We start from the raw sequence: 24369 nt of genomic DNA on the forward strand, positions 1-24369 counted from the left end.
GTGTTAACAGATATCCTCCTAAGGGAGGAGAACTGTCATGAATTTTGATGATTTATTGATTATTTTTGACTGCGCAACTGCTTAAGTAAGATAACAGCAAAGGAATAGGGCGGCCGGTTGCCGATAACGATTTGGTGTAGGTAAAAGCGGTTCCTGCTACATCGAGGTGAGCCCACGGCGTGCCGTCAGCAAAGCGAGAGAGAAAGCAGCCTGCCGAAATAGCACCGGGAGAGTTTATACCCGCATTCATCATATCCGCGTGCTGAGAGGTAATGGCGTCTTGATATTCTGGCCAAAGTGGGAAAGGCCAGCACCTGTCGTTAGCCAGTTCACCCGCTTCAACTAACGCACTTTCAAGCGCTGGAGCGTTGCTAAAAAGTGCAGTGGCTTTGTGCCCCAGTGCGCTAATGGCCGCGCCGGTTAAGGTTGCAATATCAATAATAACCGAGGGGGAGAACTGTTTCGCGTAGCTGATTGCATCGGCCATAAGCATACGCCCTTCTGCATCGGTGCTCATGATTTCCACGGTTTTTCCTGAGTGCATAGTAATGATGTCACCCGGGCGATAGGCTTTGCCATCAATCGCATTATCAGCGCTCGCCACAATACCAACAATATTTATATTTAACCCCAGTGTGGCAACCGCCTGAATGACGCCCAATACACAGCCAGCGCCTGCCATGTCGTAAATCATATGGCGCATATCAGGGCTGCGTTTTAACGTTATGCCGCCACTGTCAAAGGTTACACCTTTGCCAATTAACACTACTGGCGGTGAATTCTCTAAACCTTTGGCTGTATAGCGAAGAATAGGCATGGTGGCAGCAAACTGTGAACCTGCATTTACCGCTAAATACCCGTTCATGCCTAACTGCTTTAGCGCACTTTCATTGAGGATATCGCAAGACACCGTATTAAAGGTTTGCGCCAGATGCTGAGCTTGTTCGGCCAGATAATCTGGCGTACATAAGTTGGCTGGCATATGGGCGAGATCTTTAGCCCACGTCATCGCAGCATTAAGGGCTGATACATAGCGGATAGTGTGTGAAACGAGACGCTTTTGCGCGTTATTAAAATGCTTGGCATCTAGTGCAAGAGACAGCGTGCCCCTAATATCAATTGCTTGGTTAATTGCTTCATTAGTTGCGGCATTTTTTTCAACACTATTTGCGTTGTTGTTGCCATCGCGGGCTCGACTGCTAGAAACCGAACGATTATTCGTTTTATAGCCCATAAAGTGATAGCCATGCTTGAAATAGCTTCTAAGTAGCGCACTCAGAAACTGTGGGTGGCTTGCAATGGTGTTAACAGGGTCATTGCTTGCTGTTTCAGTGGTAGAAAGCGCCATAAACGACAGTTTTTCCAAGGTTACCGACACGCTTTTAAGCTTTTTAAACAATGCATCGAACTGCTGTTCTAAGTAGCGAAATGCTGGCGCGTTAGTTTGCTTCAAGTCACTAGTGCTTTTCGAATAAAACGCGGAGTTTGAATCGCTAACGTAGCTTGAGCGGTTAACCATGGAGGGGTCATTAGTTTTAGATAAAGTCGAGGCACGGCTAGAGACGTTGGGTGCATCTGACGCTTCAAAAAGCGCAAAATCGACACCATAAAACAGCACCCGTTTTACTTCAGCTAATTGTTGGCTAATTTTGTTTTTTCCGCTGTTTTCAGTGTCTGGGATGTAACTTGTTTTAAACGCCTTAAGGCCTTGTACTAATACACATTGGCCTTTATTTCCTGCAAAACCTTCATCGTCAAAAATCTGCTCAATGTATGTCTTAGCGGGTGTTGAAAAGTGAAATAGTTGGCTCGCTAATAACTCGGGCATAGTTAAAATAAGTAAGCAGTCACTATCGTCTAACGTTTGAACTTTATTGCTTTCATTAGCCCAGATTAGGTTTGCTTTTATCACGAGAAGCGCCCTTTTGAGGCTTTGGGGCGAAAGCTTCTCACAGCGAAAATAAAAGTGATAGCCGTAAGACAAAGTACAACGGCTAGCGCGTTGTGTTCGAGTTTTTCATAGAGCGCAAATCGCAGTAATTCTACGCCGCTACTAAAGGGGTTAAAGGCGCAAATCTGATACAGCCATTCGCTGGCCTCACGCATTTTCCAAAGCGGGTATAGGGCGCTTGATAGAAAGAACAATGGGAAAATGACAAAGTTCATGACCCCGGCAAAGTTCTCTAGCTGCTTAATATAGTTTGCCAGTAACAATCCTAACGAACCTAAAAACAATGACAGTAGTGCAATAACAGGCAACGCATAAACGTATCCCAACGCAGATAGGCGTACATCCAGTAAAAGCGCAAAGGCAAAGAAGATGTACACCTGAATAGCGCTTACCAAGGTGTTGGCTATAAGCTTGCTGCCTAGCAGAAAAGGGCGGGGAACCGGGCTTAACAGCAGTACTTTCATGCTGCCCATTTCTCTGTCGTACACCATGGACAATGAACTTTGCATACTATTAAAAAGCACAATCATGGCGGCAAGCCCAGGTACAATGTACTCTTCGTACAAAATATAACTCTCGTAAGGCTCGGTCATTGAAAGGCCCAGGGCCGAACGAAACCCTGCGGCAAAAACAAATAGCCAAAGCAGCGGCCGCACCAATGCACTTAACAGGCGTGTACGTTGCTGCCAGAACTTCAGCATCTCTCGGGTAAGTACGCCCACAAAACAGCGCCAATACATCAGGAGCCTTCCTGCATCAAATGCTGCCAAAGGTGCTCAATATCTTGTTGATGATACTTGGCTAACAACGCTTCACATTGGTCGTGGGCTAACACTCGTCCTTTTGATAAGACTATCAAGTTGTTGTTGTGCTTCACTTCTTCAAATAAATGCGTGGCCCATAGTACACTTACGTTTTGGGAATGAGCGAGTGCTTGTACTACCCGCAAAATAAGATGACGGGATTCTATATCTAAGCCAACGGTAGGCTCGTCTAATAGCAGCAAGGATGGCTTGTGAATAAGGCAGCGAGCTAATTCGACCCGACGTCTGTGCCCGCCATTTAAGTTGCGAATTTTTGTGTTGAGCTTACTCGTAAGATCGAGCTCGTCGAGCAGGCCTTGAATATGAGATAGCGCGCTAGCGGTACTTATGCCGTGGAGCGAAGCAAAGTAGGACAAATTTTGTTTTACTGATAAGTCGATATCTAAGGTACTTTGCTGAAATACCACGCCCATTTTCGCCATAATACTTGTGCGAGATTGAGACAGGGTAGCACCATCAAAGGTAATATTGCCTTGCGTGAGTTTTTGAAGGCCCGTAATAAGCGCAAATAAGGTACTTTTGCCTGCGCCATTTGGCCCAAGCAGCATGGTTAAGCCAGGTTTTAGGCAAAGGTCTATATTGTCCAGCGCGTGGTGGCCGCCGTACTGATGTGAAACCGCTTGAACCGCTATTTCCATTTAACCGCCACGCCCCAAGGGTAACGCCCCACTTTTACCGTATGCTCTACGTTTAACGTGTGGGTATTGATGACAGAAACATCACCGCTTACACCGTTAGTGGTCAGCAATAAAGACTGATCTTGGTTAAACGCTAATTGCCACACTCGTCGCCCAACCAAAATGTAGTCTTCCACTTCAAAGGTATCGGTATTGATGACCGCTATGCGATTCGCTGGGCCAAGCGCCACGAAGGCGTAGGGCTTATCTTTCATAAGCACAATACCCACTGGCTGAACCTTGTCGCGATAAACGCCTTTAATGGCAAAGGAAAGGGTCTTCACTTTTTGCTTTGTAGCAGTATCGAAAATACTGACGGTGCCACCTATTTCCGAGCTTACCCAAAGGTACTTGTCATCTCTGGTAAAGTGAGCATCTCTGGGTCTTGCATCAACCAAGCTATTCGCAATATTTTCGTGCGTTTGGGTATCTATCCAGTGCACCATGTTAGTGGTTTCTGATGTGACTACCATCATGCTGCCGTCGTGACTCACTGCCAGCCCCTCAGGCTCTACGCCCACATCTATCTGAGAAATGACCTGAGCCGTTGGAATGTCGATAACAGTAAGAAGGGCATCGTCTTCATTAGCTGTGTAAATAGTGGTGCCGTTAGGATGTAATGCTATGGTTTCAGGATCTGCACCTGAGGGAAGATCGCCCACTATGGAATGGGTAGACAAATCCATAATTTGAATGCGATCAGCATCAGAGGCACAGATATACGCGTGGGACTGGTCTGCACTTAAAATAAACCCTCGGGGTCGCTCTCCAACCTCGATAGTTTCAACCACATCAAATGTCGTCATATCAATGACAGATAGCGTGTTGTCTTTTTCGTTAGTGACATACGCTTGAGGAAGTGCAAAGGCTTGAGGAAGTGCTATGGCAAAGGCTGCCATTAAACTGCCAAGCAAGAGTGCAAAGCGATAGCTCATAACTTGTCCTTACAGGTAGTGTGTGTTGCGCCTAATGTGTCCAGTTCGTTGGTTTGGTGCAGAAAGCCTTCAAGGGGCGCATGAGTCACCAGTGCGTCTTCGTGGGCCAGCGCAATAGGCTGACGAAATTGGTGGGTGTAGGGGCGAATAGAAAGAGGGCGACCTTTATAGGCACCCAGCGTATAGTGGTCGCTAAGCAAGGTTTTAAGTATTCCCTGCTGCTTTAAATTGCTTCCTTGCTGCGCAGCATTTGCCACCGCCGTTACCGCAAGATACGCGGCGAAGTCGATTTCATTCATGTGTCTGTCAAACCCGTCATCAAAACGGCTTTGAAGCTGACGGGCGCCCCATTGTTCGTGGGTAAAATGCCAACCTAGTGCTTTTAGGCCGGCAGCGCCTACCACAGGTACGAGATGATAGGTGTTAAAGGGTAGGCTATACGCGAATTGCGCCGCGCTATCGGCGGTAAAAACAGCCTGATAAGTTTCTCTTGTTCGCGTAAATTGAGGAATTTCAGCAAAGGCAGCCCTGCGTAAATCAAAACTGTCCTGCCACTGTTTAGTTTCAACAAGTGAAAGCTTGAATTTTTTAGCGCTGCGTTTGAACGCGGCTAGGTATCCAGCATCGTCAGCGGTTTTTCCGTAAACTGCAAATATCTTGTCAATACGCTTAGTGCGAAACCACTGGGCTAGTGCGTCGGCTTTCATTTGATAACTGGGGATTGTATGAAACAAGGGCAGGCGACATGAATTTTGTCTAAGTAAATCATCGCTATTAGCTACGTTAAAAAATACGGCATTAGGAAGCGTGCTTTGAATAGTGGTAATCAACGGCTCAATTGAGGCAACCTTTACCTTATCACTGCTTTGCATATCCAGTAGTACAACAGGCGCAATGTTGCCTTGTTGATTACTACTTATTTCTATGTGATTTGCTTTAGCACCTGAACCAGAGTGCTGGCGTGTTTTAGCTAAAGAAGCTTGCAGTTCGCCGATAGAAGGCACACTGATTTCAGTTAACTTAAACTGATAACCAAGAAATTTTCCCGTGATATTGGCATCCTTTATCGCCACACTTGCGCCAGCTGTGCCCTCATTGCTGGGGGACTTTAAATAGCCTGGTGTGCCTGGTGGAGATGTGCCCGCAACTTTTATATAAATGACCGGAATAGTGGCAAGAGAGGTCTGTGGTGCAGCTTGTTGAGCCCGTGAAGATTGCGCTTCATTAAACGCGAGCGCGCTGTTTAAAAACGACAACAGAACGCAGCAAAAAAGTGACGCTACACACTTTTGATAGCGCTTACCGGTTAATCGTCTTTCAACCGTGCTTTTTACACCCTTTGCCATATACCACCCCGAGCTTAGCTGCATGCTTTTGCTGATATCTGTTTGTCTGACATAAGGGTATATGGCAATTTTCCCGAAGAACATCCTCCTAAAGGAGGAATGCTATGGCGCTAAAGTAGCATTAGTAAAATCACGCTAACCCCTTAGTATGCTTAAGAAGTTCGATTGAATAAGTGGGTAAGCTGTGCAGTTAGTTAAACCTTTTCGAGTTATTTTCATTTTACTCTGCCTGATAACGGGTTCTGCGCTTTCTGCGTTCGGAGAAGCAAGATCGTTAGACGATATTAAAGACAGCGGTTTAATTAGAATTGCGGTGTACACCGACTATCCTCCATTTTCATTTATTGAAAACGACAGCCCCACAGGTATTGATATTGATATCGCCCGTGAAATCGCGAGCGCCCTTGGTGTTGAGCTAGAACTGATATGGATGACACCTGGTGAAACGACAGAGGACGATTTCAGAAATTACCTATGGAAGGGCCATATAATTCACCGCATTAAGGCCGATGTGATGATGCGCGCGCCTTACGACCCAAGCTTTTCTCAAAAACGTGACGACGTGGGCTTGTTGGTTAATGAGCTCGTTCATATGTTTGCCCCCTATCAGCGTGAAAGCTGGCAAATCATTCACAACACGCACACCTTGCCCGAAGTGGAAACCATGGGCATGTTTCAGTATCACACGATTGGTGCGGAAATAGACAGCATTCCCCACTTTTACTTAACGTCAGCGTTTGGCGGCCGATTGCGAGAAAAAACATCGCACTATGGTTCAAACGCAGAAGCGATTGACGCAATGAAAGCAGGAACCGTCGAAGCGGTAATGGGATTGCGCTCGCAAATATCCTACCTCAGTCAGTTTGTTGATAATGAGCAATATCGCCTTGCAAGCAACGCGTTTCCGCTCATCGGAAAGCAAAAGTGGGACATAGGACTTGCTGTTCATACTAATTATCGCGCACTAGGCTATGAAATTGGTGATGTAATTACGCGAATGGTGGTAGAGGGTGATATGCAACGGTTATTTGAGAAATACAAAACTATTTACGAGATGCCGCCTTATTTTGCGGGGAATGAAAGTTCAGAATAAGATAATTCAGTATAAAAGCATGTGACCAATAGCGTTCAGAGCGATAGTACATTAGGCAATAACTCTATGGCCAATTGCCTTCTCACCTCTAGCGCCGTTATCAGTCACGCATTAGTTTAAAAAGACGTGAAAGCGTAAAGGTGTTAAACAAAAGGGAAAATAGCCCTTCATTCCTCCTCCTAAAGGAGGAGTCAAATCACTCCGCTGTTGCATAGGCATCGACATCCCCCCTAGCTATGCTAATCCTAACGAATAGTCTGAAACAGACCATTTATGGCCTACATGCAACTAGGAACCGTTATGAATAATAATATGCCAATTAAAAAACTTGCCCTATCTATGCTGGTTTGTGCAAGTGCGTTAACTCCTGTCCATGCTGTTGTCACCGACAAAGATATTCAAAATGACCACGTTACCACTGACGACGTAGTGACGTATGGAATGGGCTTGAAAGCTCAGCGCTACAGCCCGCTCACCGCCATTAACCGCGATACAGTAGAAGAAGTACGTCCTGTGTGGGCGTTTTCATTAGGTGGTGAAAAGCAGCGGGGGCAAGAATCGCAACCTCTTGTAAAAGATGGTGTGATGTATGTAACCGGATCTTACTCTCGTGTGTGGGCCATCGATGCGAGAACTGGTGAAGAGCTATGGCAGTATGAGGCGCGTTTGCCCGACGGCATTATGCCTTGCTGTGACGTGATAAACCGTGGCGTTGCGCTTTACGACAATCTGGTCATATTTGGCACCTTGGATGCCAAGTTAGTAGCACTGGATAAAGACACGGGCAAAACCGTTTGGAAGAAAAAGGTTGAAGACTATCGAGCGGGCTACGCCATTACTGCAGCGCCTATTGTAGTTGACGGAAAAGTCATTACAGGGATTTCCGGTGGTGAATTCGGTATCGTCGGTAAAGTGTATGCTTACGACGCGAAGTCTGGCAAACAGCTATGGGTTAGACCTACCGTTGAAGGGCACATGGGGTACTTATGGAAAGACGGTAAGAAAACCGAAAATGGTATTTCAGGTGGCGCGCCAGGTAAAACATGGCCTGCTGATTTATGGAAAACCGGTGGTGCAGCAACGTGGCTAGGTGGTACTTACGACTCAGATACAGGCTTGCTATTTTTCGGTACGGGTAACCCTGCACCGTGGAACTCTCACCTACGTCCGGGCGATAACTACTTCTCGTCGTCGCGCTTAGCTATCGACCCTAATACAGGAAAAATTGTGTGGCACTTCCAAACCACACCACACGATGGCTGGGACTTTGATGGCGTAAACGAGCTTATCTCGTTTGATTACCAGGAAAACGGCAAGACTGTGAAAGCGGCGGCAACCGCCGACAGAAACGGCTTTTTCTACGTCCTTAACCGAGAAAACGGTGACTTCATTCGCGGCTTCCCGTTTGTTGATAAATTAAACTGGGCAAAGGGACTGGATGAAAAAGGTCGACCTATCTACATTGAAGAAAATCGCCCAGGAAGCCCAGCGCAATCAGCTGATGGTAAACAAGGTGCACAGGTTGTCGCTCGCCCTGCGTTCTTAGGTGGTAAAAACTGGATGCCAATGGCCTATTCAAAGGATACTGAACTCTTCTATGTGCCTTCAAACGAATGGGAAATGGATATCTGGAACGAGCCTACCTCTTACAAGAAAGGTGCAGCGTACCTAGGTGCTGGTTTCACCATTAAATCAGTGAATGAGGACTTTATCGGCGTACTTAAAGCGATTGACCCCAAAACAGGTAAAACCGTTTGGCGCTATAACAACTTCTCTCCACTATGGGGCGGCGTGTTAACTACAGGTGGTGGTTTGGTTTGGACCGGTAACCCTGAAGGTTATCTTATGGCCTTTGACGACAAAACTGGCGAAATGGTTTACAAGTTCCAAACTGGCTCAGGTATTGTTGGCTCTCCAGTGACATGGGAGATGGATGGTGAGCAGTACATCTCTGTACTATCTGGATGGGGTGGCGCAGTGCCATTATGGGGCGGTGAAGTTGCTAAACGCGTGAAGCACTTCAACCAAGGCGGCACCGTGTGGACGTTTAAATTGCCGAAGCGCTATCAGCAGGTGGCAAAAAACTAATATTATCCAAGCGTTAAACAGTGATAATTGCATGGCCAGCGCTAACGTGCGCTGGCCTTTTTTTCTTCACCTATTCATTTACCTGTTGGCAAGGTAAGTCTTCATCATTCTTATGGGCGTTATTTCGACTCTGACTTTAGCACCAACGTTGAAGCAGCAATTGTGAAGCTTGCGCTTTCAGTGGCTATCATTGTGGCCTCCTACCAAAGGAGGAGCCTTTCAAAACCAAAGTAGAGTTACCCCTTATTTCCTCGTACGTATACTTAATTCATAGTCTTTTGAGGATGTATGAATTATGAAAACAAAAATATCGATGTTGTTTGCGGCACTCGCGGTAACTGGCTTGTCTGGCCACGTGCTTGCACATGGAAATGTTATCCCTCAAGGAGCAGATAGCTCAGCTATGCCGCCGATCACTGATGGCGATGAGTCTGAAAATGGCTGGGTGTTTGAAAACCCATATCGAAGCCTTGATGAAGAAACCAAAACGAAGGTCATCAAGTTTGGTGAGTCAGCTTATGCAAATAACTGTGCAGGTTGTCACGGCTTGCACGCGCAGTCTGGTGGAATAAACCCAGACCTTCGTGAACTCGACCCAGAAAGTTTTGAAGACGATGAATGGTTCGTTGAGCGCTTGCGTTTTGGCTCGGCGAAAGGCATGCCTGCACTTGGCGGTATTCCTGAAGGTCAAACCGATCCTATCTTAGACCAAGAGACACTGTGGGCTATTAAAACCTACGTTGAAGCACGTCGCGTTGTGGCCATTGAAGAGGGTGAGATCGAAGCAGATTAGGGCGACGTCTGTTACGCCTTTTTCGCCGGGTTAACGTCGAGTTACCCGGCGCTTTTCGTTTCCAATACCGTCTAACAACACATCAATAGCTTCACTCTTCACTGTTTATAAACTTAAAATGCGCTTAACAAAGGCGTATTTTCATCACACCAGCTGTAGTTTACTTAATATTCCAAAGGCGAGGGCGGTAATAGGCAGAGATGCCAATGTGCTCACTGCGATGATACTTGCCGCCAAACGATAATCACCGCCTAAGTTTCTAACCATGACATAGCTTGCTGCAGCAGTAGGTGAAATGGCGAGAAGAAGAACAATGCCCAGTTCCATTCCTCTAAATCCAAAAGCATAGGCAAACGCGACTAATATGGTGGGATAAACCACGCATTTACTGGTTGTGCTAAGCACAATGTTAAACCAGTCACTGGAGAATGAGCGGAACTGTAGGGAAGCACCGGTACAAATAAGTGCAAGTGGCAGTGTTAGCTGCGCAAAGTATTCACCGGTTTTTATCAAGGTGGTGGGCAATTGCCATTCGAAGTAAGAGAAGGGGAGCGCTGCCGCGATAGAAAGAATCAGCGGGTTTTTCGCCATGCCAGTAACTTGACCCAACAAAGAACGCGACGTGCCTTGATAAAAATTAAGAACAAAGACAGACAATACGTTAAACAATATAGTAATACACCCCATATAGACCGAGGCTACAGCAAGCCCTTCTTGCCCATAGGTATTGGCACAATAAGCAAGGCCAATAATGCCCATATTGGCTCTGAAACCGCCTTGTACAACCACACCTCTGGCTTTGTACGGATGTACGGTCAGATGAGAGGTAATCATCAGAGCGGCAAAAACAATGAGCGTGCCCATAACTCCAACGCCTATCAGCGATAGGTTGGCGGCTTTAGAAAAGTCTGCTCGTGCTATCGATAAAAATAAGAGCGCAGGGAGCGCAACGTTAAATACCAGTTTAGATCCAGCTTCTATAAACCCTTCATTGAGCCATTTAATGCGAAAAAATAGCCATCCCATTAACAGAAGGATCAAAACAGGAATCAGCGTGCTGGTAATAAAACTAAGCATAAAAGATACGTAAGCCTTTACATGTGGAAACGAAACAACATAAAAACGCATTTGTAGAATATTGATGAATTTAACCTATTCACAAACGGTTTTGATAAGCGTAACTTAATATTTATATAAGAAAGGGTTGCCGATACAAAAGCTTGCCCTGTGTTTAAAAGCCCCTATTCAAAAGAATTGATGTATGAAAGCACTTCTTTTATTTATTGGTTTTGTAATAGTTAATTGCTTGTGGGGCGGGCTCTCTCACGCTTACGCTAAAAGTACTGCGTCTTTAGATAAAATGCAGTTAGTTAACGACAAGCTGTGGATGTATTACGAGGAAGGTAGTCAGCTTACTGCTGAAGACATCCTGACTAAATATCAGCAGAATACACTGATAAAAAATACTAATGGGCGCGTTAGTTATGGGTTCACTGGTAACACGGTTTGGGGTGTGTTGGCTGTTGAATTAGATACATATGGTGTTCTTGTTACTCGTATTGCTAAAAATAGCCCAATAAACGTACCTTTTCTTCCTCTGAAAATAGAAATAGATAATGCGTGGCTAGACGATATCGACCTCTATTTTTTCGAAAACGGTCAAAGAAAGCGTCATGTAAAACTTGGTGATAATCAGGTGCATAGTGCTCGCTTTGAAAACGCGCGAATGCCTTCTGTATTCTATCGATTTACCCAGCCTGAAACGCTGGTGGTTTTTAGATTTTCCTCTGAAGATCCTATGACGATCCCCATATACGTAGGGCCACCAGTAGTTGCTAAAAACAAGACAACGGAAAATGCGTATTTTTATGGCGCGTTGTACGGCGCACTCGTTATTTTATTGGTCTACAACTTGGTTCTATACTCCTATCTCAAAGAACGGCGCTACCTGCTTTATTCCTTATACCTTCTCTCGTTTTTGCTATTTAACTTCACTTATACCGGTCATGGTTTCTGGTGGCTTTGGTCAGAATCGATATTCCTTCAACAGTGGCTTTTGCCCGCGCTAATGTTTTTGTATTTGTTCAGTGCGGTAAGATTCACCATCGAGTTTCTTAATACCCAACTCTATCTACCAAAGCTCTATCGGTGTAGGAAGTATATCTATGGCGCATTGGGCGCACTCGCTGTCATCATTGTGTTGATTGGAAGTCGCTCTTTCGCGGTGATGTCGCAGCTTGCCGTTTTAACAACAATAGCGATTTGGATGTTGTTGATAGGAATTTTTGCCTACCGTAATGGCGACACATTAGCTAAATTTTTCCTTCCAGCCATTTTATGCGGAACCGGCGGTGCGATGGTGTCGAGTCTAGCCACATGGGGGCTTATTCCATACTCGAAATGGGCATTTAGAGGCATTGAAATCGGCATGGTGTTGGAAATGTCTTTACTATCTATCTCACTGGCATTTAACTACAAACAAGTACAGCAAGCGCGCAGAAACGCCGAGCGTGACGCAAGGCTCGATCCACTTACGTCGCTTTATAATCGGCGAGCTTTTGAAGACTTGGTTTATCCTATTTGGGAGATGGGAAAGCGCAGTAATAAGTTCATGTCGGTTATGCTCATTGATATTGATTGGTTTAAAGGTATCAACGATAAATATGGTCACGACATGGGTGACAAGGTGCTGAAAAAAGTCGCTGAAGAAATTAAAGGGCAAGTTAGAGGCTCTGACATTACCTTTCGCTGGGGCGGCGAAGAGTTTTTGGTATTTTTGCCCAATACTCGGGTGCATTACGCCAAGCAAATTGCCGAGAATCTCCGCGTACACCTTTTCACCCACGACATTAACAAATTCATACGAGTGACAGTAAGTATAGGTGTGGCAGGAACCTCGCCAGGCGAAGAGAATGTCAATGTTCTCATTAAACAGTCAGACCAAGCCTTATACCTAGCGAAAGCAAAAGGTCGAAACAAAGTGGTGGTTTGGGAGGAAGATTCAGAATAAGAGAAAATAACCGAGAGGAGAAATTCAGGAAAGTATCTAGCTGATTTATAAATACAGCATTCTCACGTATGATTCTGCTTTTCATTTTCTCAGAGTATCCTTTTCATGTACCAAGATTTTCAAGCAGAGTTGGCGTGGGCTAGCCTTCATATGCCGCGCACTCGTAATGCCATTGCATCACTTCCCGATCTGTCGAACGTTAAACTTGCTTGCAACATGCATTTAGATTTGAAAATGGCGCCTTTGGTTGAAGGGCTACTTTCACGAGGATGCGACATTTTTCTTACCACGTGTAACCCCACTACAGTGCAAGATGACGTGGTGTCTTATCTTGTTGATAAAGGCGCAACGGCCCATGCATGGCGTGATATGAGCGAGGCTGACTGGTCTGAGTCATTCGATAAAGCGCTGGCGTGGCAGCCTACCCATTTGTGTGAAATGGGCGCTGATCTGACAACTCGACTTCACGAAAATATAAAAGCAAATAAACCAGTACCGAGCATTGTATCGGGGTTAGAAGCAACGGGCTCTGGCATTAACCGTTTAAATGGTATGGCGCCAAACTATCCAATATTTAACTGGGATGATTTACCAGTAAAAGAAGGGCTTCACAACAGGCACATGGTGGGTTTAAGCGCATGGCAAACCTTCTTCCAAACCACTCATCTAACTCTGCACGAAAAAGTAGTGGTTGTTATTGGTTATGGTTTGGTAGGGCAGGGCGTTGCCGCCTCGGCTAAAGCGTTCGGGGCACAGGTTCAAGTAGCAGAACTTGATCCAGCAAGAGCGCTTCAGGCGAAATACGACGGCTGGCCAGTGGTTGATTTAAATGAAGCGGCTAGCCAGGCTGATGTTATTGCCACTGCAACTGGAGCGTATGGCGTGGTGAATTCGAGTCATCTAGACAACATGAAAGACGGAACGTTTATTTTAAACGTAGGCCATGTAGCCCAAGAAATTGATGTGCCTTACCTTAAAAACAATGCTACTCACAGTGAGCCAATGCCTTATGTAAATGCCTATAAACTGGGCGATAAAACACTGTATCTTCTAGCTGATGGCTCTATGTTTAACTTAACTGCGGGCTATGGTGACAGCATTAATGCCTTTGACGTAACCTTGGCCGTCATGGCTGCGGGCATCGGCTATATCGTGAATGAAGGTGCAAAAAGCGAAAAAGGCTTGTACTTGTTGCCAGAAGCCGCGTGGAAAAGTGCGCTTTAAAGCGCTGCGAATCATAAGAGAGTGTTTATCTTTTAGTACGCAGTACAAAAGGTCTAGCCACCTCTGCTTATCTCGACATTCCTATTGAATGTTGTACAGTGAGCCCGTTTTAATAAATTCATAGTTAAGGCGGGCTGATAAGCACTTCAATAGACAATCAGCCTTGCGCCAGTGTAGGGAAAAAAATGGGCAAAATAATAGGCACAAAAACACCACAACAGGCTTTAGATAGCCTCGTCAACATGACAGGCGACCTTCGCCCCATAGAACTCTCTGAATACAACGCCCGCATTGCCAAGGCGCAGCATTATATGCAGGAAAATGGCATTGGTGCGCTCTACTTAAACGCTGGTACTAACTTAGCGTATTTTACAGGTATGCAGTGGTACGCCAGTGAGCGTTTAGTCGGTGCGCTCTTGCCTGCAAAAGGTGACCTTGTATATCTAGCTCCTACCTTTGAAATCGACTCTTTAAACGAACGCAAATTAGTGGAAGGCGACATAATTGGCTGGCAAGAGCACGAGAGCCCATATGCGCTTGTCATAGCTATGCTAGAAAAACTGAACACCGCTGGAGGCGATAAACTGGGTGTGGATGAGTCGACCCAGTTTTTTATCGTAGATGGTTTGAACAAGATGCTTGGCCAATCTTGGCAAATTATCAATGGTGCAGAGGTAACAGCACACTGTCGCATGCACAAATCTGAAAGTGAACTCGCGCTTATTCAACGCGCTATGGACATGACCCTAGCTGTGCACAAAGCGACTGCCAGTATGCTTTATGAAGGTATTACCACGACAGAAGTTGAAGCATTTATTAACGATGCACATAAGAAAGTGGGGGCCGCTGGTAACTATTTTTGCATTGTACTTTTTGGAAAAGCCACCTCGTTTCCCCACGGCGTTAAAGACCCTCAAGTACTAAAGAAGAACGACTTAGTATTGATTGATACTGGCTGTAAGGTGCATGGCTACCTCTCTGATATCACGAGAACCTATTGTTTTGGTGAGCCAACCGATAAGCAACGAGCATTATGGGAAAGCGAAAAGCGCGCGCAGCTTGCTGCATTTAACGCTGCAAAAGTTGGTGTTCCCTGTGGCGATGTTGATAAAGCCGCGCGAGACAGCTTAGCTAAAGATGGCTTAGGACCAGACTATAACTTACCAGGTTTGCCCCATCGAACCGGGCACGGCATCGGTATGGATATTCACGAATGGCCTTATTTGGTGAAAGACAATCCTCACTCGCTAGCATCTGGTATGTGTTTTAGTAACGAACCTATGATCGTAGTACCAAACGAGTTCGGTATTCGCTTAGAAGATCACTTTTATATGACCGAAGATGGCCCTGTGTGGTTTACTGAGCCTAGCGAATCGATTGACGCGCTTTAGTAGCGTCTAAAAAACATTTAAAGGAATAAAGATGAGAAGAACGGTGGGCAGGTTTTTAAGCGCGCTATTGGTTGCGTTGTCTTTTGGCAGTGCACACGCTTCGGATAAGCTAAAAATAGGTGTGGTTGGGTTAACCCACACCCATGTTCATTGGATTTTCGAAAGCGAAAAGCAAGGCCAATTTGAGATTGTTGGCATTGTTGAGCAAAACAAAGATCTGGCTCAGCGTTATGCCACGCAGCACAACTACTCCATGGACAAAGTGTATGATTCGATGGACGCCATGTTCGCTGAACAAGACGTTCAGGCGGTCGCTGCGTTTGGTACCATTTACGAGCATTTAGAAGCCGTGCAAAAGGCGGCGCCGCGCGGCGTTCACGTTATGGTTGAGAAGCCCCTTGCGATTAATATGGAACACGCATCGGAAATGGAAGCCCTCGCCACAAAGCACAACATTCATCTACTCACCAACTATGAAACCACGTGGTATCCCACCAATCACAAAGCGTATGAAGCAATAAAGAATGACGAAGTTGGCGACATTCGCAAAGTCATAGTACGCGATGGTCATAAGGGGCCAGCGAAACTTGGCATTAACAGTGAGTTTTTAGACTGGCTTGTTGATCCAAAGCAAAACGGAGGCGGCGCGATTGTCGACTTCGGTTGCTATGGTGCAAACCTTATGACTTGGCTGATGGAAGGGAAAAAGCCGCAGAGCGTAACGGCAATCACTCAACAGCTTCAAGCAGAAAACAACCCTCAGGTAGATGACGAATCTATCATTATTCTAGGCTATGAAAACGCCAATGCCATTGTGCAAGGGTCTTGGAACTGGCCAATAGGGCGCAAGGATATGGAAATTTACGGTGAGACAGGCGCAGTATATGCCGACAATCGTCATAACTACCGAATGCGCATTGCGAAAGGGTACGACGACTTTGAAGAAACAACACTTACCCTGCCTGAACGAGCTGCGCCATATAACGACCCTTTCCACTATTTCAAAGCACTCATCAACGAGGAAATTTCTATATCACCTTATGACCTATCTGCGCTGGAAAACAATATGGTGGTAGTAGAAATTCTTGATGCGGCTAGAGAAAGTGCCAAAACCGGTAAAACCGTATATTTGAAGTAATTTCCCCAACCGATTTTGCTGAGCGAAAAGCGTCATCATTTAGCTCGCAAGGACTGTTTTCTAGCAAGTCTTTGTGAGCTCAACCAACACCTTCAACATCTCATTTATTAGTAAAATTCATCTTTCTTAGCGATTAATTTCAATAGTGTGTACCTGTAAGACTCGGTAGGGTTAAACAGTCATTTGACGCAGCTCTACGCCAGTAAATTAGCCTACCTTCAACAGGCACCGTGCTATCTATCTGAGTCAAAAAAACTCCAAAAGCGTTTGATGTCATCCATTTTTCTATTTCCTAGTTTATGCAATTCAATTTGGAAGGTTTTATGTCGATTGAAAAAGACCAACACGCAAAAGACGAGTCAGCTACAGCTATGGGACGTCGTTATTTCATTAAAGCATCTGCGCTGGTTGGCGCAGGAATGGCCACTGGAATTCACGAGTCCGCTATTGCTAAATCACCATCGGCTGTTCATTCAAGCGCTAATCAACGCATAGCGCGAAAGCTTGGAGAGCTAGAAGTTTCGCCATTAGGTTTAGGGTGTATGAGCATGAGCAGTGGTAGCTACAACCCGCCGAGAAGCGTTGCTGAAATGGAGCCTGTAATTCGAGGCGCTTTCGATGAAGGCGTTACTTTTTTTGATACAGCGGAAGTTTACGGCCCTTTTACCAATGAAACTTTGGTGGGGGAAGCATTAAAGCCCATTAGAAACAACGTGATCCTAGCCAGTAAGTTCGGTTTTGATTTTTCCAACAGTCAGCGAAGTGGAAGAGACGCCAGGCCTGCCTCCATCAGAAAGGCTGTGGAGGGGATGTTATCCCGACTGCAAACTGATCGTATCGATTTGCTCTACCTTCACAGAGCAGATCCAAACGTGCCCATTGAAGACGTTGCAGGCACAGTGAGTGAACTTGTTAAAGAAGGGAAAGCCCGACACTTTGGGCTGTCAGAGGTATCGCCCGATACGATCCGTAAAGCTCACAAGGAATTCCCTGTAAGCGCCGTGCAAAGCGAGTATTCAATTATTGAAAGAGCGATGGAAAATCAGGTACTAGACACCTGCAAAGAGCTAGGCATTGGCTTTGTTCCTTGGGGGGCTGTGTGCCGAGGTTATTTGGCAGATAAGTTTAACGAATACAGCCGATTTTCTGATGAATCAAGACTATCGTCAGTGCCTTATTTTACTCCTGAAGCACTAGCTAATAACCGTAAAATCCTCGATCTAGTGAGAAGCTGGGGAGCGGAACGAAACTTAACGCCAGCTCAATTTTCACTTGCTTGGGTACTTTCTCAGGGAGACTTCATCGTGCCAATCCCTGGTAGCACTAAATTACATCATATAAGAGAAAACCAGGGCGCATTGAACGTTAGATTTAGCCAACAAGAATTAGCAGAATTTCGCACCCAGCTAGACGCTATAGCGCTAGTCGGCGTGCGAAATCCTGATTCTGTTCTCGAAAATAAATGATATTCATGAATTAAACTAATTAGTCTTTGCGTATTTAACGAATTAATTAGCTGACGCTCTCAGAGTAATCTGTAAATGACTTAGTTAGAGCACTAGCCACAGGGGCTAGTGATGATTACGGAGAGCGTTATGGCTTCAGAAATAAAAGCACTTGTAGCAGAAAAAGCGGGAACAACGTTAAGTCCCCTTACTATCTCTCGCCGAGAACTTATGCCAGACGACGTGCAGTTTGACGTTCTCTATTGCGGGATTTGCCACTCTGATCTCCATCAGATGCAAAACGACTTCGGTATGTCTCAATATCCAATGGTACCGGGTCATGAAATCGTAGGCAAAGTCACAGCAATTGGCAGTGATGTGACCAAATTCAAAGTAGGTGATCTCGCTGCGGTGGGATGTATTGTAGATTCGTGTGGCAGCTGCGCATCGTGTGATGGCAAGTTAGAACAATTCTGCGAGCAAGGCGTAACGTTTTCGTTTAACTCGGCAGATAAATATTCAGGCGGCCAAACGTTCGGTGGATTCTCAAAAAGCTATGTGTGTAAAGAGGCTTACACACTAAAAATGCCTGAATCACTTGACCTCGCGGCAGCTGCGCCATTGCTATGCGCAGGTATTACGGTGTATTCACCGTTGCGACACTGAAACGCAGGCAAGGGCAAGAAAGTTGGTGTTGTCGGTCTTGGTGGTTTAGGGCATATGGCGATAAAAATGGCCAAAGCGATGGGCGCTGAAGTTATTGTTTTTACTACATCACAAAATAAAGCAGCTGATGCAAAACGATTGGGAGCACACGACGCAGTGGTCTCGACAGACAAGGTCAAAATGGCCGAATACGCATCAAAAGTAGACCTTATCATTGACACGGTTTCAGCCAAACATGACGTGAACGAGTATTTGAACTTACTCGCCATTGACGGCAGCGTTGTATTGGTGGGGTTACCGCCAGAACCGCTAGAAATAGGTGCCTTTAATATCGTTATGGGGCGCCGAAGCTTTTCCGGATCAAACATTGGCGGAATTGCTGAAACACAAGAAATGTTAGGCTTTTGCGATAAACACAACATTACTGCAGACATTGAATTAATTAAGGCATCAGAGGTTAATCAAGCGTTTGAACGCCTAGCGAAAGGTGACGTTAAGTATCGGTTTGTGATTGATATGTCGACATTGTCTTAGTCACTTTTTGTTAAGGAAAAACCATGCTCGCATTGGTTAGAGTTGCACTGAATAAGCCGTACACCTTCGTGGTGTTGGCGCTATTAATCGTGATTTTAGGAGCTATAACGGCAGCAAAAACGCCCAAGGATATCTTTCCTAATGTAGACATTCCTATCATCGCCATCGCTTGGCAATATCGAGGTTTGCCTCCGGATGAAATGGCGGGGCGCATAACCACGCCATTTCAAAGGGCGTTGACCAGCACGGTTAATAATATTGAGCATCTGGAGGCGACGTCATACAACGGTTTTGGTGTGGTGAAAGTTTATTTTCATCCCACTGTCGACATTAATATGGCAAATGCACAAGTGACGGCCGTGGCGCAGACCATGGTTCGTCAAATGCCTTCAGGAACACAGCCTCCGCTTATTATGAATTACAGTGCGTCTACTGTACCAGTGCTTCAGCTGGCATTGTCAGGGAAGGGGTTAACCGAGCAACAGCTAGCTGATTTAGCAATGAATCAGCTGCGCTCTCGTCTTGTCACTGTTCAGGGAACGGCTATTCCTTGGCCGTTTGGTGGAAAGTCACGACAAATTCAAATAGACCTCGACCCCGACGCGTTGCAGGCGAGGGGGTTGTCAGGTCAAGATGTGGCAAATGCGCTGGCAGAGCAGAACGTCATTATTCCTGCTGGCACGCAAAAGATTGGTGAGTATGAATATACCATTCAAATAAATAACGCTCCTAAAACCATTGAAGAGATTGGAGACTTACCGATACGCGTAGTAGATGGCACCATTATCTATATTCGCGACGTTGCTGACGTGTATGACGGCAGCGCTGTGCAAACGAATATTGTGCACGTAGACGGCGGTCGCTCGGTGCTGATGAGCATCTTTAAAAATGGAAATACCTCAACATTAGATGTCATAGAGGGCATTAAGCGTCGTTTAGAGGAAGTTAAAACCTCCATGCCTGACACGCTAGAAGTTAAACAAATTGGCGATCAATCTCTCTTCGTGAAAAACGCGGTTAACGCGGTTTTGCTCGAGGGTATTATTGCTGCGCTGTTAACCTCGTTGATGATATTGCTGTTTCTAGGTAGTTGGCGCTCAACCCTCATTGTAACGGTATCAATCCCGCTCTCTATCCTCGGAGCACTGACAGTCATGTCTGCTCTTGGTCATACGTTAAATATTATGACGCTAGGGGGGCTGGCTCTTGCAGTAGGTATTTTGGTTGATGAGGCTACCGTTACGATTGAAAGCATCAATGCTCATTTGGAAGAAGGGAAAGATGTTGTTAGCGCCATCATTGATGGAGCGCAGCAAATAGCAACTCCTGCTTTTGTTTCGCTTTTGTGTATATGTATTGTATTTGTACCTATGTATTTTCTACAGGGAATTCCGAAGTACCTCTTCGTTCCCATGGCTGAAGCTGTAATGTTGTCCATGCTGTTTTCTTTTCTTCTTTCTCGAACGCTCATTCCAACACTCGCCAAATACCTTCTGGTAGAAAACAACAATCATTCTGTGCGCACGCCAACTGGAATGGCGTTATGGTTAAGTAAGGGGCACAAGCGCTTTGAACAAGGTTTCAAATCGTTTCAACATAGCTATTCGCAAGTGCTTACGAAAGCCATTGCGAGTCGAAAATTATTCCTAGCGGGTTTTCTTAGCTTTGCCATTGTGTCATTTGCCTTAATGCCGTTTATTGGTCGAAATTTCTTCCCTACCGTTGATAGCGGTCAAATATCCATTCATGCCAGAGCACCTGTTGGCTTGCGTGTTGAGGAGACCGCTGCGCGTTTCGGCGACATACAAAAGGTGATAAGGGAAGTCATTCCAGAACGTGAGCTGGCGGCTATGGTGGACAACGTGGGGACGTATATTTCAAGCATGAATACCATTTATGCGAACAATGGAATGATAGGTTCGCAAGACGGCGACATACAAATTTCACTCGCACAAGATCACGCGCCTACAGACGTTTATATTAAACGCCTGCGCGAAGTGTTGCCTGAGCGCTTCCCCGATATGACGTTTTCGTTCTTGCCCGCTGATATGGTCAGTCAGGTCCTGAATTTTGGTGCGCCATCGCCAATTGATATTCAGATTAGAGGGAACGACCTTGATGCCAACTTCGACTACGCCAACACGCTAATTAAAGCGTTAAGAGCGATACCAGGAATTGCTGACGTAAGAGTGCAGCAAAGTCGACAGTCACCGTCGTTAGACATAGAGGTAGATAGAACCCAAGCGGCCTATGGCGGCCTAACTCAGCGTGATATTAGTCAATCGTTAGTGGTGAATTTGTCGGGTTCAGCGCAAGTTGCGCCCACGTTTTGGTTGAATCCTGAAAATGGAGTGAGCTATCCCATTGTTATGCAAACACCTCAGAGAGCACTGGACTCTTTATCCGCCCTAGAGAACTTGCAGCTGAGTCAGCCATCCAGTAATGCCAGCGACATTCCAATAACGTTGAGTACTGTAGCAAGTTTGTCTCGCTCGAATATTAGCGGTGTTGTGTCGGAATACAACATTCGACCTATGGTTCAAATATTTGCAACAACGCAAGGGCGAGACTTAGGTGCAGTTAGCGAGGATATTCGCTCAGTGATTGATTCTTTGGCCGAAAGTAAGCCGAAAGGGGCTACCGTTGAACTTGAAGGGCAAGTAGCCACCATGAACCAAGCGTATAACGGTTTGCTATGGGGGCTGTTAGGCGCGGTTGGTCTTATCTATTTTGTCATTGTTATCAATTTTCAGTCTTGGCGAGATCCGTTTGTCATTATTTGTGCTTTGCCTTTTGCGATAGCTGGAATTTTATGGATGCTTTTTGCCACTAAAACCACGTTCAGTGTACCCGCACTTACTGGCGCAATCATGTGTATGGGCGTGGCAACCGCCAATAGTGTGCTAGTTATCAGTTTTGCTCGTGAAAAAATCCGTGAATTGGGCTGCGCTCGTGAAGCTGCCATCGCTGCTGGTTTCGCCCGATTGCGCCCCGTTTTGATGACAGCCTCGGCAATGATAATAGGCATGTTGCCTATGGCTATAGGCTTAGGGGAAGGCGGAGAGCAAAACGCCCCATTGGGTAGAGCCGTAATAGGTGGCCTATTAATAGCGACCTTGGCCACGCTTTTCTTTGTTCCCGTTTTGTTTAGTTTGCTCCACAAAAACTATGTTCACCCTTTGATAGGAGACGCTAATGTCTAACGCAATCATCAATAACACCAAAAAGGTGAAAATTTTCGCTGTAGGAATTACCCTTTTGGTAGTAGCCATCGTGGTAGAAGGGGCACTATACCGGCAAGCTCATAGTGAAGAAGTCAAAGCATGGACAGAGCAGCGGCAAATACCTACTGTCGCAGTAGTAACGCCTGCGGTTGAGCAAGCAAGTAAAGTCATTGAACTGCCTGCAAGATTGGAAGCTCAACAAGCGACAGCGATATTCGCCAGAGTTGATGGGTATGTTAGCAATTGGTACTTTGATATAGGCAGTCGTGTTGAAAAAGGGGCTGTGCTTGCTGAACTGGAGACGCCGGATATCGACCAGCAAATGTATCAGGCAAAAGCTGAGTTAGAACGCCGCAAGGTTGAAGCTTCACTGGCACAAAGCACGTTAAACCGGTGGTTAGGGTTAGCTGAAACACAGGTAGTCAGCCAGCAAGACGTAGAGCAAAAGCGAAGTGAGCATTTGGCTGCGCAATCGGCAGTAAAAGCTGCACAGGCAAGTTTGCAGCAGTGGAAGGTGCAAAAGCAGCTTGCTCGTGTCATTGCTCCTTTTTCTGGCACTATCGTGGCGAGAAATTTGGACGTGGGTGATTTAGTTAACGCTGGCTCAAGCGATATGCCGCCTTTATTCAGAATAGTTTCAGCGGATAAGCTAAGAGTCTTTGCGGAGATCCCACAAAAATATGCCGCTGTAGTTGAGTTGGGGTCGTCTGCAAACCTTACTGTTCCGGAATATGCTGATAGAGTTTTCGTAGCAGAGGCTGTGCGCCGCACTTCAACGGTTAACCCGCTTAGCGGCACATCGCGCGTAGAGTTTAGTGCAAGTAATCAAGAGGGCTTATTGATGCCCGGAGGCTATGCGAAAATCAGAGTAACGTTAGAGAGCCCTGCACCTGTTATTACCATACCTGCAAGTGCACTGATCTTTAATGCACAAGGGCTTTCGGTCGCTACAGTCAATGAAGAGAATGAGATAATCATAAAGCCTATTTCACTGTCCCGAGATTTGGGGAGAACTGTGGAAATAGCACAAGGGCTAAATGAAACGGATCGCGTCGTTACTAACCCTCCCGATGGTGTGTCTAATAAAGATAAAGTTAATGTTGTGGGTTAAAGGAGCGCATGAAGTGGCGTACTGCATATGAAAACACGTTTGAATGACCTGATTGCCTTCGTGGCTGTAGCAGAGGAAGAGAGTTTTACTCGAGCTGCAGCACGGCTTTCCGTTTCCCAGTCGGCCTTAAGTCATACGATAAAAGGGATGGAAGAGCGGTTAGGCTTACGTTTACTTACCCGCACAACGCGAAGTGTGTCGCTGACAGAAATTGGTCGTAAGCTCTACACGTCTGTTTCTCCAAGGCTGCAGGACATTGAAAACGAACTCGACTCGCTAAATGCGCTAAAAGACAGCCCGTCTGGCACCATACGAATTTCCTCTGCTGAACATGCGGCTCGCAATGTGTTGTGGCCCAAAATTGTGAAATTCATGGAGGCATACCCAGACATAAATATTGAAATGTCGGTCGACTACTCACTTACAGATATCGTTGCCGACAAGTTCGATGCTGGCGTACGTTTAGGGGAAAGCTTGGCTAAAGATATGATTGCCGTCAGTATTTCTCCTCCTTTAAGAATGTCGGTTGTTGCGTCACCAGAATATTTTGAAAAGCACGGTATTCCGCAAAGCCCAAAAGATTTGTCCGCGCATAAATGTATAAATTTAAGGTTGCCGACCTATGGAAGGTTATTGGTTTGGGATTTTGAAAAAGAAGGCAGGGAGGTCAACGTACGCGTAGAGGGCCAGTTAACGGTCAACAAGTCATTCTTTATTCGGGACGCAGCATTGAAAGGGTTTGGTATCGCTTATCTACCTGAAGATATGGTTAAGCAAGATATAGAAGCTGGATACCTTCAGCGTGTACTCGATGATTGGTGTGATGAATTTCCCGGCTACTATTTGTATTACCCCAATCGAGCTGAATATTCCCCTGCGTTTTCATTATTTGTAAAGGCGATGCGTGAATACTGAGTTC

Annotated in this window: 17 protein-coding genes and 1 pseudogene; 12 read left to right on the forward strand and 6 right to left on the reverse strand. The window is 45.8% G+C overall.

Annotation, left to right across the window (positions count from 1 at the left end):
* Nucleotides 1-52: 52 nt before the first annotated feature.
* Genes AC0J2X_RS16675 through AC0J2X_RS16695 form a run of 5 tightly spaced genes read right to left on the reverse strand, consistent with a single transcriptional unit; the run spans nt 53 to nt 5733 of the window.
* Nucleotides 53-1912, reverse strand: coding sequence for a leucyl aminopeptidase (locus AC0J2X_RS16675; RefSeq protein ID WP_069944925.1), 1860 nt, complete (start codon nt 1910-1912; stop codon nt 53-55).
* Nucleotides 1909-2691: an ABC transporter permease gene (locus tag AC0J2X_RS16680; protein WP_015068005.1), complete on the reverse strand. Its 783-nt coding sequence runs from the start codon at nt 2689-2691 to the stop codon at nt 1909-1911. Before AC0J2X_RS16680 ends, AC0J2X_RS16675 begins: the two co-directional genes overlap by 4 nt.
* Nucleotides 2691-3413 (reverse strand): ATP-binding cassette domain-containing protein, encoded by a 723-nt coding sequence (locus tag AC0J2X_RS16685; RefSeq protein ID WP_069944924.1) that lies wholly within the window; start codon nt 3411-3413, stop codon nt 2691-2693. Before AC0J2X_RS16685 ends, AC0J2X_RS16680 begins: the two co-directional genes overlap by 1 nt.
* Nucleotides 3404-4387: a PQQ-dependent catabolism-associated beta-propeller protein gene (locus AC0J2X_RS16690; RefSeq protein WP_069944923.1), complete on the reverse strand. Its 984-nt coding sequence runs from the start codon at nt 4385-4387 to the stop codon at nt 3404-3406. Before AC0J2X_RS16690 ends, AC0J2X_RS16685 begins: the two co-directional genes overlap by 10 nt.
* Nucleotides 4384-5733 carry a type 1 periplasmic-binding domain-containing protein gene (locus AC0J2X_RS16695; RefSeq protein WP_240491612.1) on the reverse strand — a complete coding sequence of 450 codons (1350 nt, stop codon included), beginning with the start codon at nt 5731-5733 and terminating at the stop codon, nt 4384-4386. The genes AC0J2X_RS16690 and AC0J2X_RS16695 overlap by 4 nt, the downstream gene beginning before the upstream one ends.
* Nucleotides 5734-5917: 184 nt before the next feature.
* Between AC0J2X_RS16695 and AC0J2X_RS16700 the strand changes: the two genes are divergently transcribed.
* The 3 genes from AC0J2X_RS16700 to pedF all read left to right on the forward strand — a co-directional run bounded on the left by AC0J2X_RS16700 (nt 5918) and on the right by pedF (nt 9707).
* Nucleotides 5918-6826 (forward strand): substrate-binding periplasmic protein, encoded by a 909-nt coding sequence (locus AC0J2X_RS16700; RefSeq protein WP_069944921.1) that lies wholly within the window; start codon nt 5918-5920, stop codon nt 6824-6826.
* 300 nt (nt 6827-7126) lie between these two features.
* Complete coding sequence (locus tag AC0J2X_RS16705) at nt 7127-8914, forward strand: PQQ-dependent methanol/ethanol family dehydrogenase (protein ID WP_014977357.1); 1788 nt, start codon at nt 7127-7129, stop codon at nt 8912-8914.
* A 295-nt stretch (nt 8915-9209) separates the two neighbouring features.
* Nucleotides 9210-9707: a cytochrome c-550 PedF gene (gene pedF / locus AC0J2X_RS16710; RefSeq protein WP_069944920.1), complete on the forward strand. Its 498-nt coding sequence runs from the start codon at nt 9210-9212 to the stop codon at nt 9705-9707.
* Between the two features lie 144 nt (nt 9708-9851).
* Here the strand turns inward: pedF and AC0J2X_RS16715 are convergent, their stop codons facing one another.
* Nucleotides 9852-10784: an AEC family transporter gene (locus tag AC0J2X_RS16715; protein ID WP_014950661.1), complete on the reverse strand. Its 933-nt coding sequence runs from the start codon at nt 10782-10784 to the stop codon at nt 9852-9854.
* Between the two features lie 184 nt (nt 10785-10968).
* Between AC0J2X_RS16715 and AC0J2X_RS16720 the strand changes: the two genes are divergently transcribed.
* From AC0J2X_RS16720 to AC0J2X_RS16760, 9 genes and pseudogenes are all read left to right on the forward strand, one after another.
* On the forward strand, nt 10969-12717 hold the full coding sequence (locus tag AC0J2X_RS16720; protein WP_069944919.1) for a sensor domain-containing diguanylate cyclase: 1749 nt from the start codon (nt 10969-10971) through the stop codon (nt 12715-12717).
* Nucleotides 12718-12822: 105 nt separating this feature from the next.
* Entirely contained in the window at nt 12823-13941 is a 1119-nt protein-coding gene (locus AC0J2X_RS16725) for an adenosylhomocysteinase (RefSeq protein ID WP_014950659.1), read from the forward strand.
* A gap of 185 nt (nt 13942-14126) precedes the next feature.
* A complete protein-coding gene (locus tag AC0J2X_RS16730; RefSeq protein ID WP_069944918.1) occupies nt 14127-15332 on the forward strand; it encodes a M24 family metallopeptidase in 1206 nt (401 codons plus the stop codon).
* A gap of 31 nt (nt 15333-15363) precedes the next feature.
* A complete protein-coding gene (locus AC0J2X_RS16735; RefSeq protein ID WP_069944917.1) occupies nt 15364-16470 on the forward strand; it encodes a Gfo/Idh/MocA family protein in 1107 nt (368 codons plus the stop codon).
* A 323-nt stretch (nt 16471-16793) separates the two neighbouring features.
* Nucleotides 16794-17936: an aldo/keto reductase gene (locus tag AC0J2X_RS16740; RefSeq protein WP_081334025.1), complete on the forward strand. Its 1143-nt coding sequence runs from the start codon at nt 16794-16796 to the stop codon at nt 17934-17936.
* Nucleotides 17937-18065: 129 nt separating this feature from the next.
* Nucleotides 18066-19115: pseudogene (locus tag AC0J2X_RS16745) on the forward strand (NAD(P)-dependent alcohol dehydrogenase).
* A gap of 23 nt (nt 19116-19138) precedes the next feature.
* A complete protein-coding gene (locus AC0J2X_RS16750; protein WP_273072520.1) occupies nt 19139-22318 on the forward strand; it encodes an efflux RND transporter permease subunit in 3180 nt (1059 codons plus the stop codon).
* Entirely contained in the window at nt 22311-23450 is a 1140-nt protein-coding gene (locus AC0J2X_RS16755) for an efflux RND transporter periplasmic adaptor subunit (RefSeq protein WP_273072523.1), read from the forward strand. The genes AC0J2X_RS16750 and AC0J2X_RS16755 overlap by 8 nt, the downstream gene beginning before the upstream one ends.
* Before the next feature lie 27 nt (nt 23451-23477).
* Entirely contained in the window at nt 23478-24365 is an 888-nt protein-coding gene (locus AC0J2X_RS16760; protein WP_039226007.1) for a LysR family transcriptional regulator, read from the forward strand.
* Nucleotides 24366-24369 lie beyond the last annotated feature (4 nt).

It is taken from the genome of Alteromonas sp. R7 (assembly GCF_055755235.1).

Coding starts and splice junctions, on each gene's coding strand:
- AC0J2X_RS16680 (WP_015068005.1), bottom strand. CDS start 2,691: ATGTATTGGCGCTGTTTTGTGGGCGTACTTACCCGAGAGATGCTGAAG.
- AC0J2X_RS16685 (WP_069944924.1), bottom strand. CDS start 3,413: ATGGAAATAGCGGTTCAAGCGGTTTCACATCAGTACGGCGGCCACCAC.
- AC0J2X_RS16690 (WP_069944923.1), bottom strand. CDS start 4,387: ATGAGCTATCGCTTTGCACTCTTGCTTGGCAGTTTAATGGCAGCCTTT.
- AC0J2X_RS16695 (WP_240491612.1), bottom strand. CDS start 5,733: ATGGCAAAGGGTGTAAAAAGCACGGTTGAAAGACGATTAACCGGTAAG.
- AC0J2X_RS16705 (WP_014977357.1), top strand. CDS start 7,127: ATGAATAATAATATGCCAATTAAAAAACTTGCCCTATCTATGCTGGTT.
- pedF (WP_069944920.1), top strand. CDS start 9,210: ATGAAAACAAAAATATCGATGTTGTTTGCGGCACTCGCGGTAACTGGC.
- AC0J2X_RS16715 (WP_014950661.1), bottom strand. CDS start 10,784: ATGCTTAGTTTTATTACCAGCACGCTGATTCCTGTTTTGATCCTTCTG.
- AC0J2X_RS16720 (WP_069944919.1), top strand. CDS start 10,969: ATGAAAGCACTTCTTTTATTTATTGGTTTTGTAATAGTTAATTGCTTG.
- AC0J2X_RS16725 (WP_014950659.1), top strand. CDS start 12,823: ATGTACCAAGATTTTCAAGCAGAGTTGGCGTGGGCTAGCCTTCATATG.
- AC0J2X_RS16730 (WP_069944918.1), top strand. CDS start 14,127: ATGGGCAAAATAATAGGCACAAAAACACCACAACAGGCTTTAGATAGC.
- AC0J2X_RS16735 (WP_069944917.1), top strand. CDS start 15,364: ATGAGAAGAACGGTGGGCAGGTTTTTAAGCGCGCTATTGGTTGCGTTG.
- AC0J2X_RS16740 (WP_081334025.1), top strand. CDS start 16,794: ATGTCGATTGAAAAAGACCAACACGCAAAAGACGAGTCAGCTACAGCT.
- AC0J2X_RS16750 (WP_273072520.1), top strand. CDS start 19,139: ATGCTCGCATTGGTTAGAGTTGCACTGAATAAGCCGTACACCTTCGTG.
- AC0J2X_RS16755 (WP_273072523.1), top strand. CDS start 22,311: ATGTCTAACGCAATCATCAATAACACCAAAAAGGTGAAAATTTTCGCT.
- AC0J2X_RS16760 (WP_039226007.1), top strand. CDS start 23,478: ATGAAAACACGTTTGAATGACCTGATTGCCTTCGTGGCTGTAGCAGAG.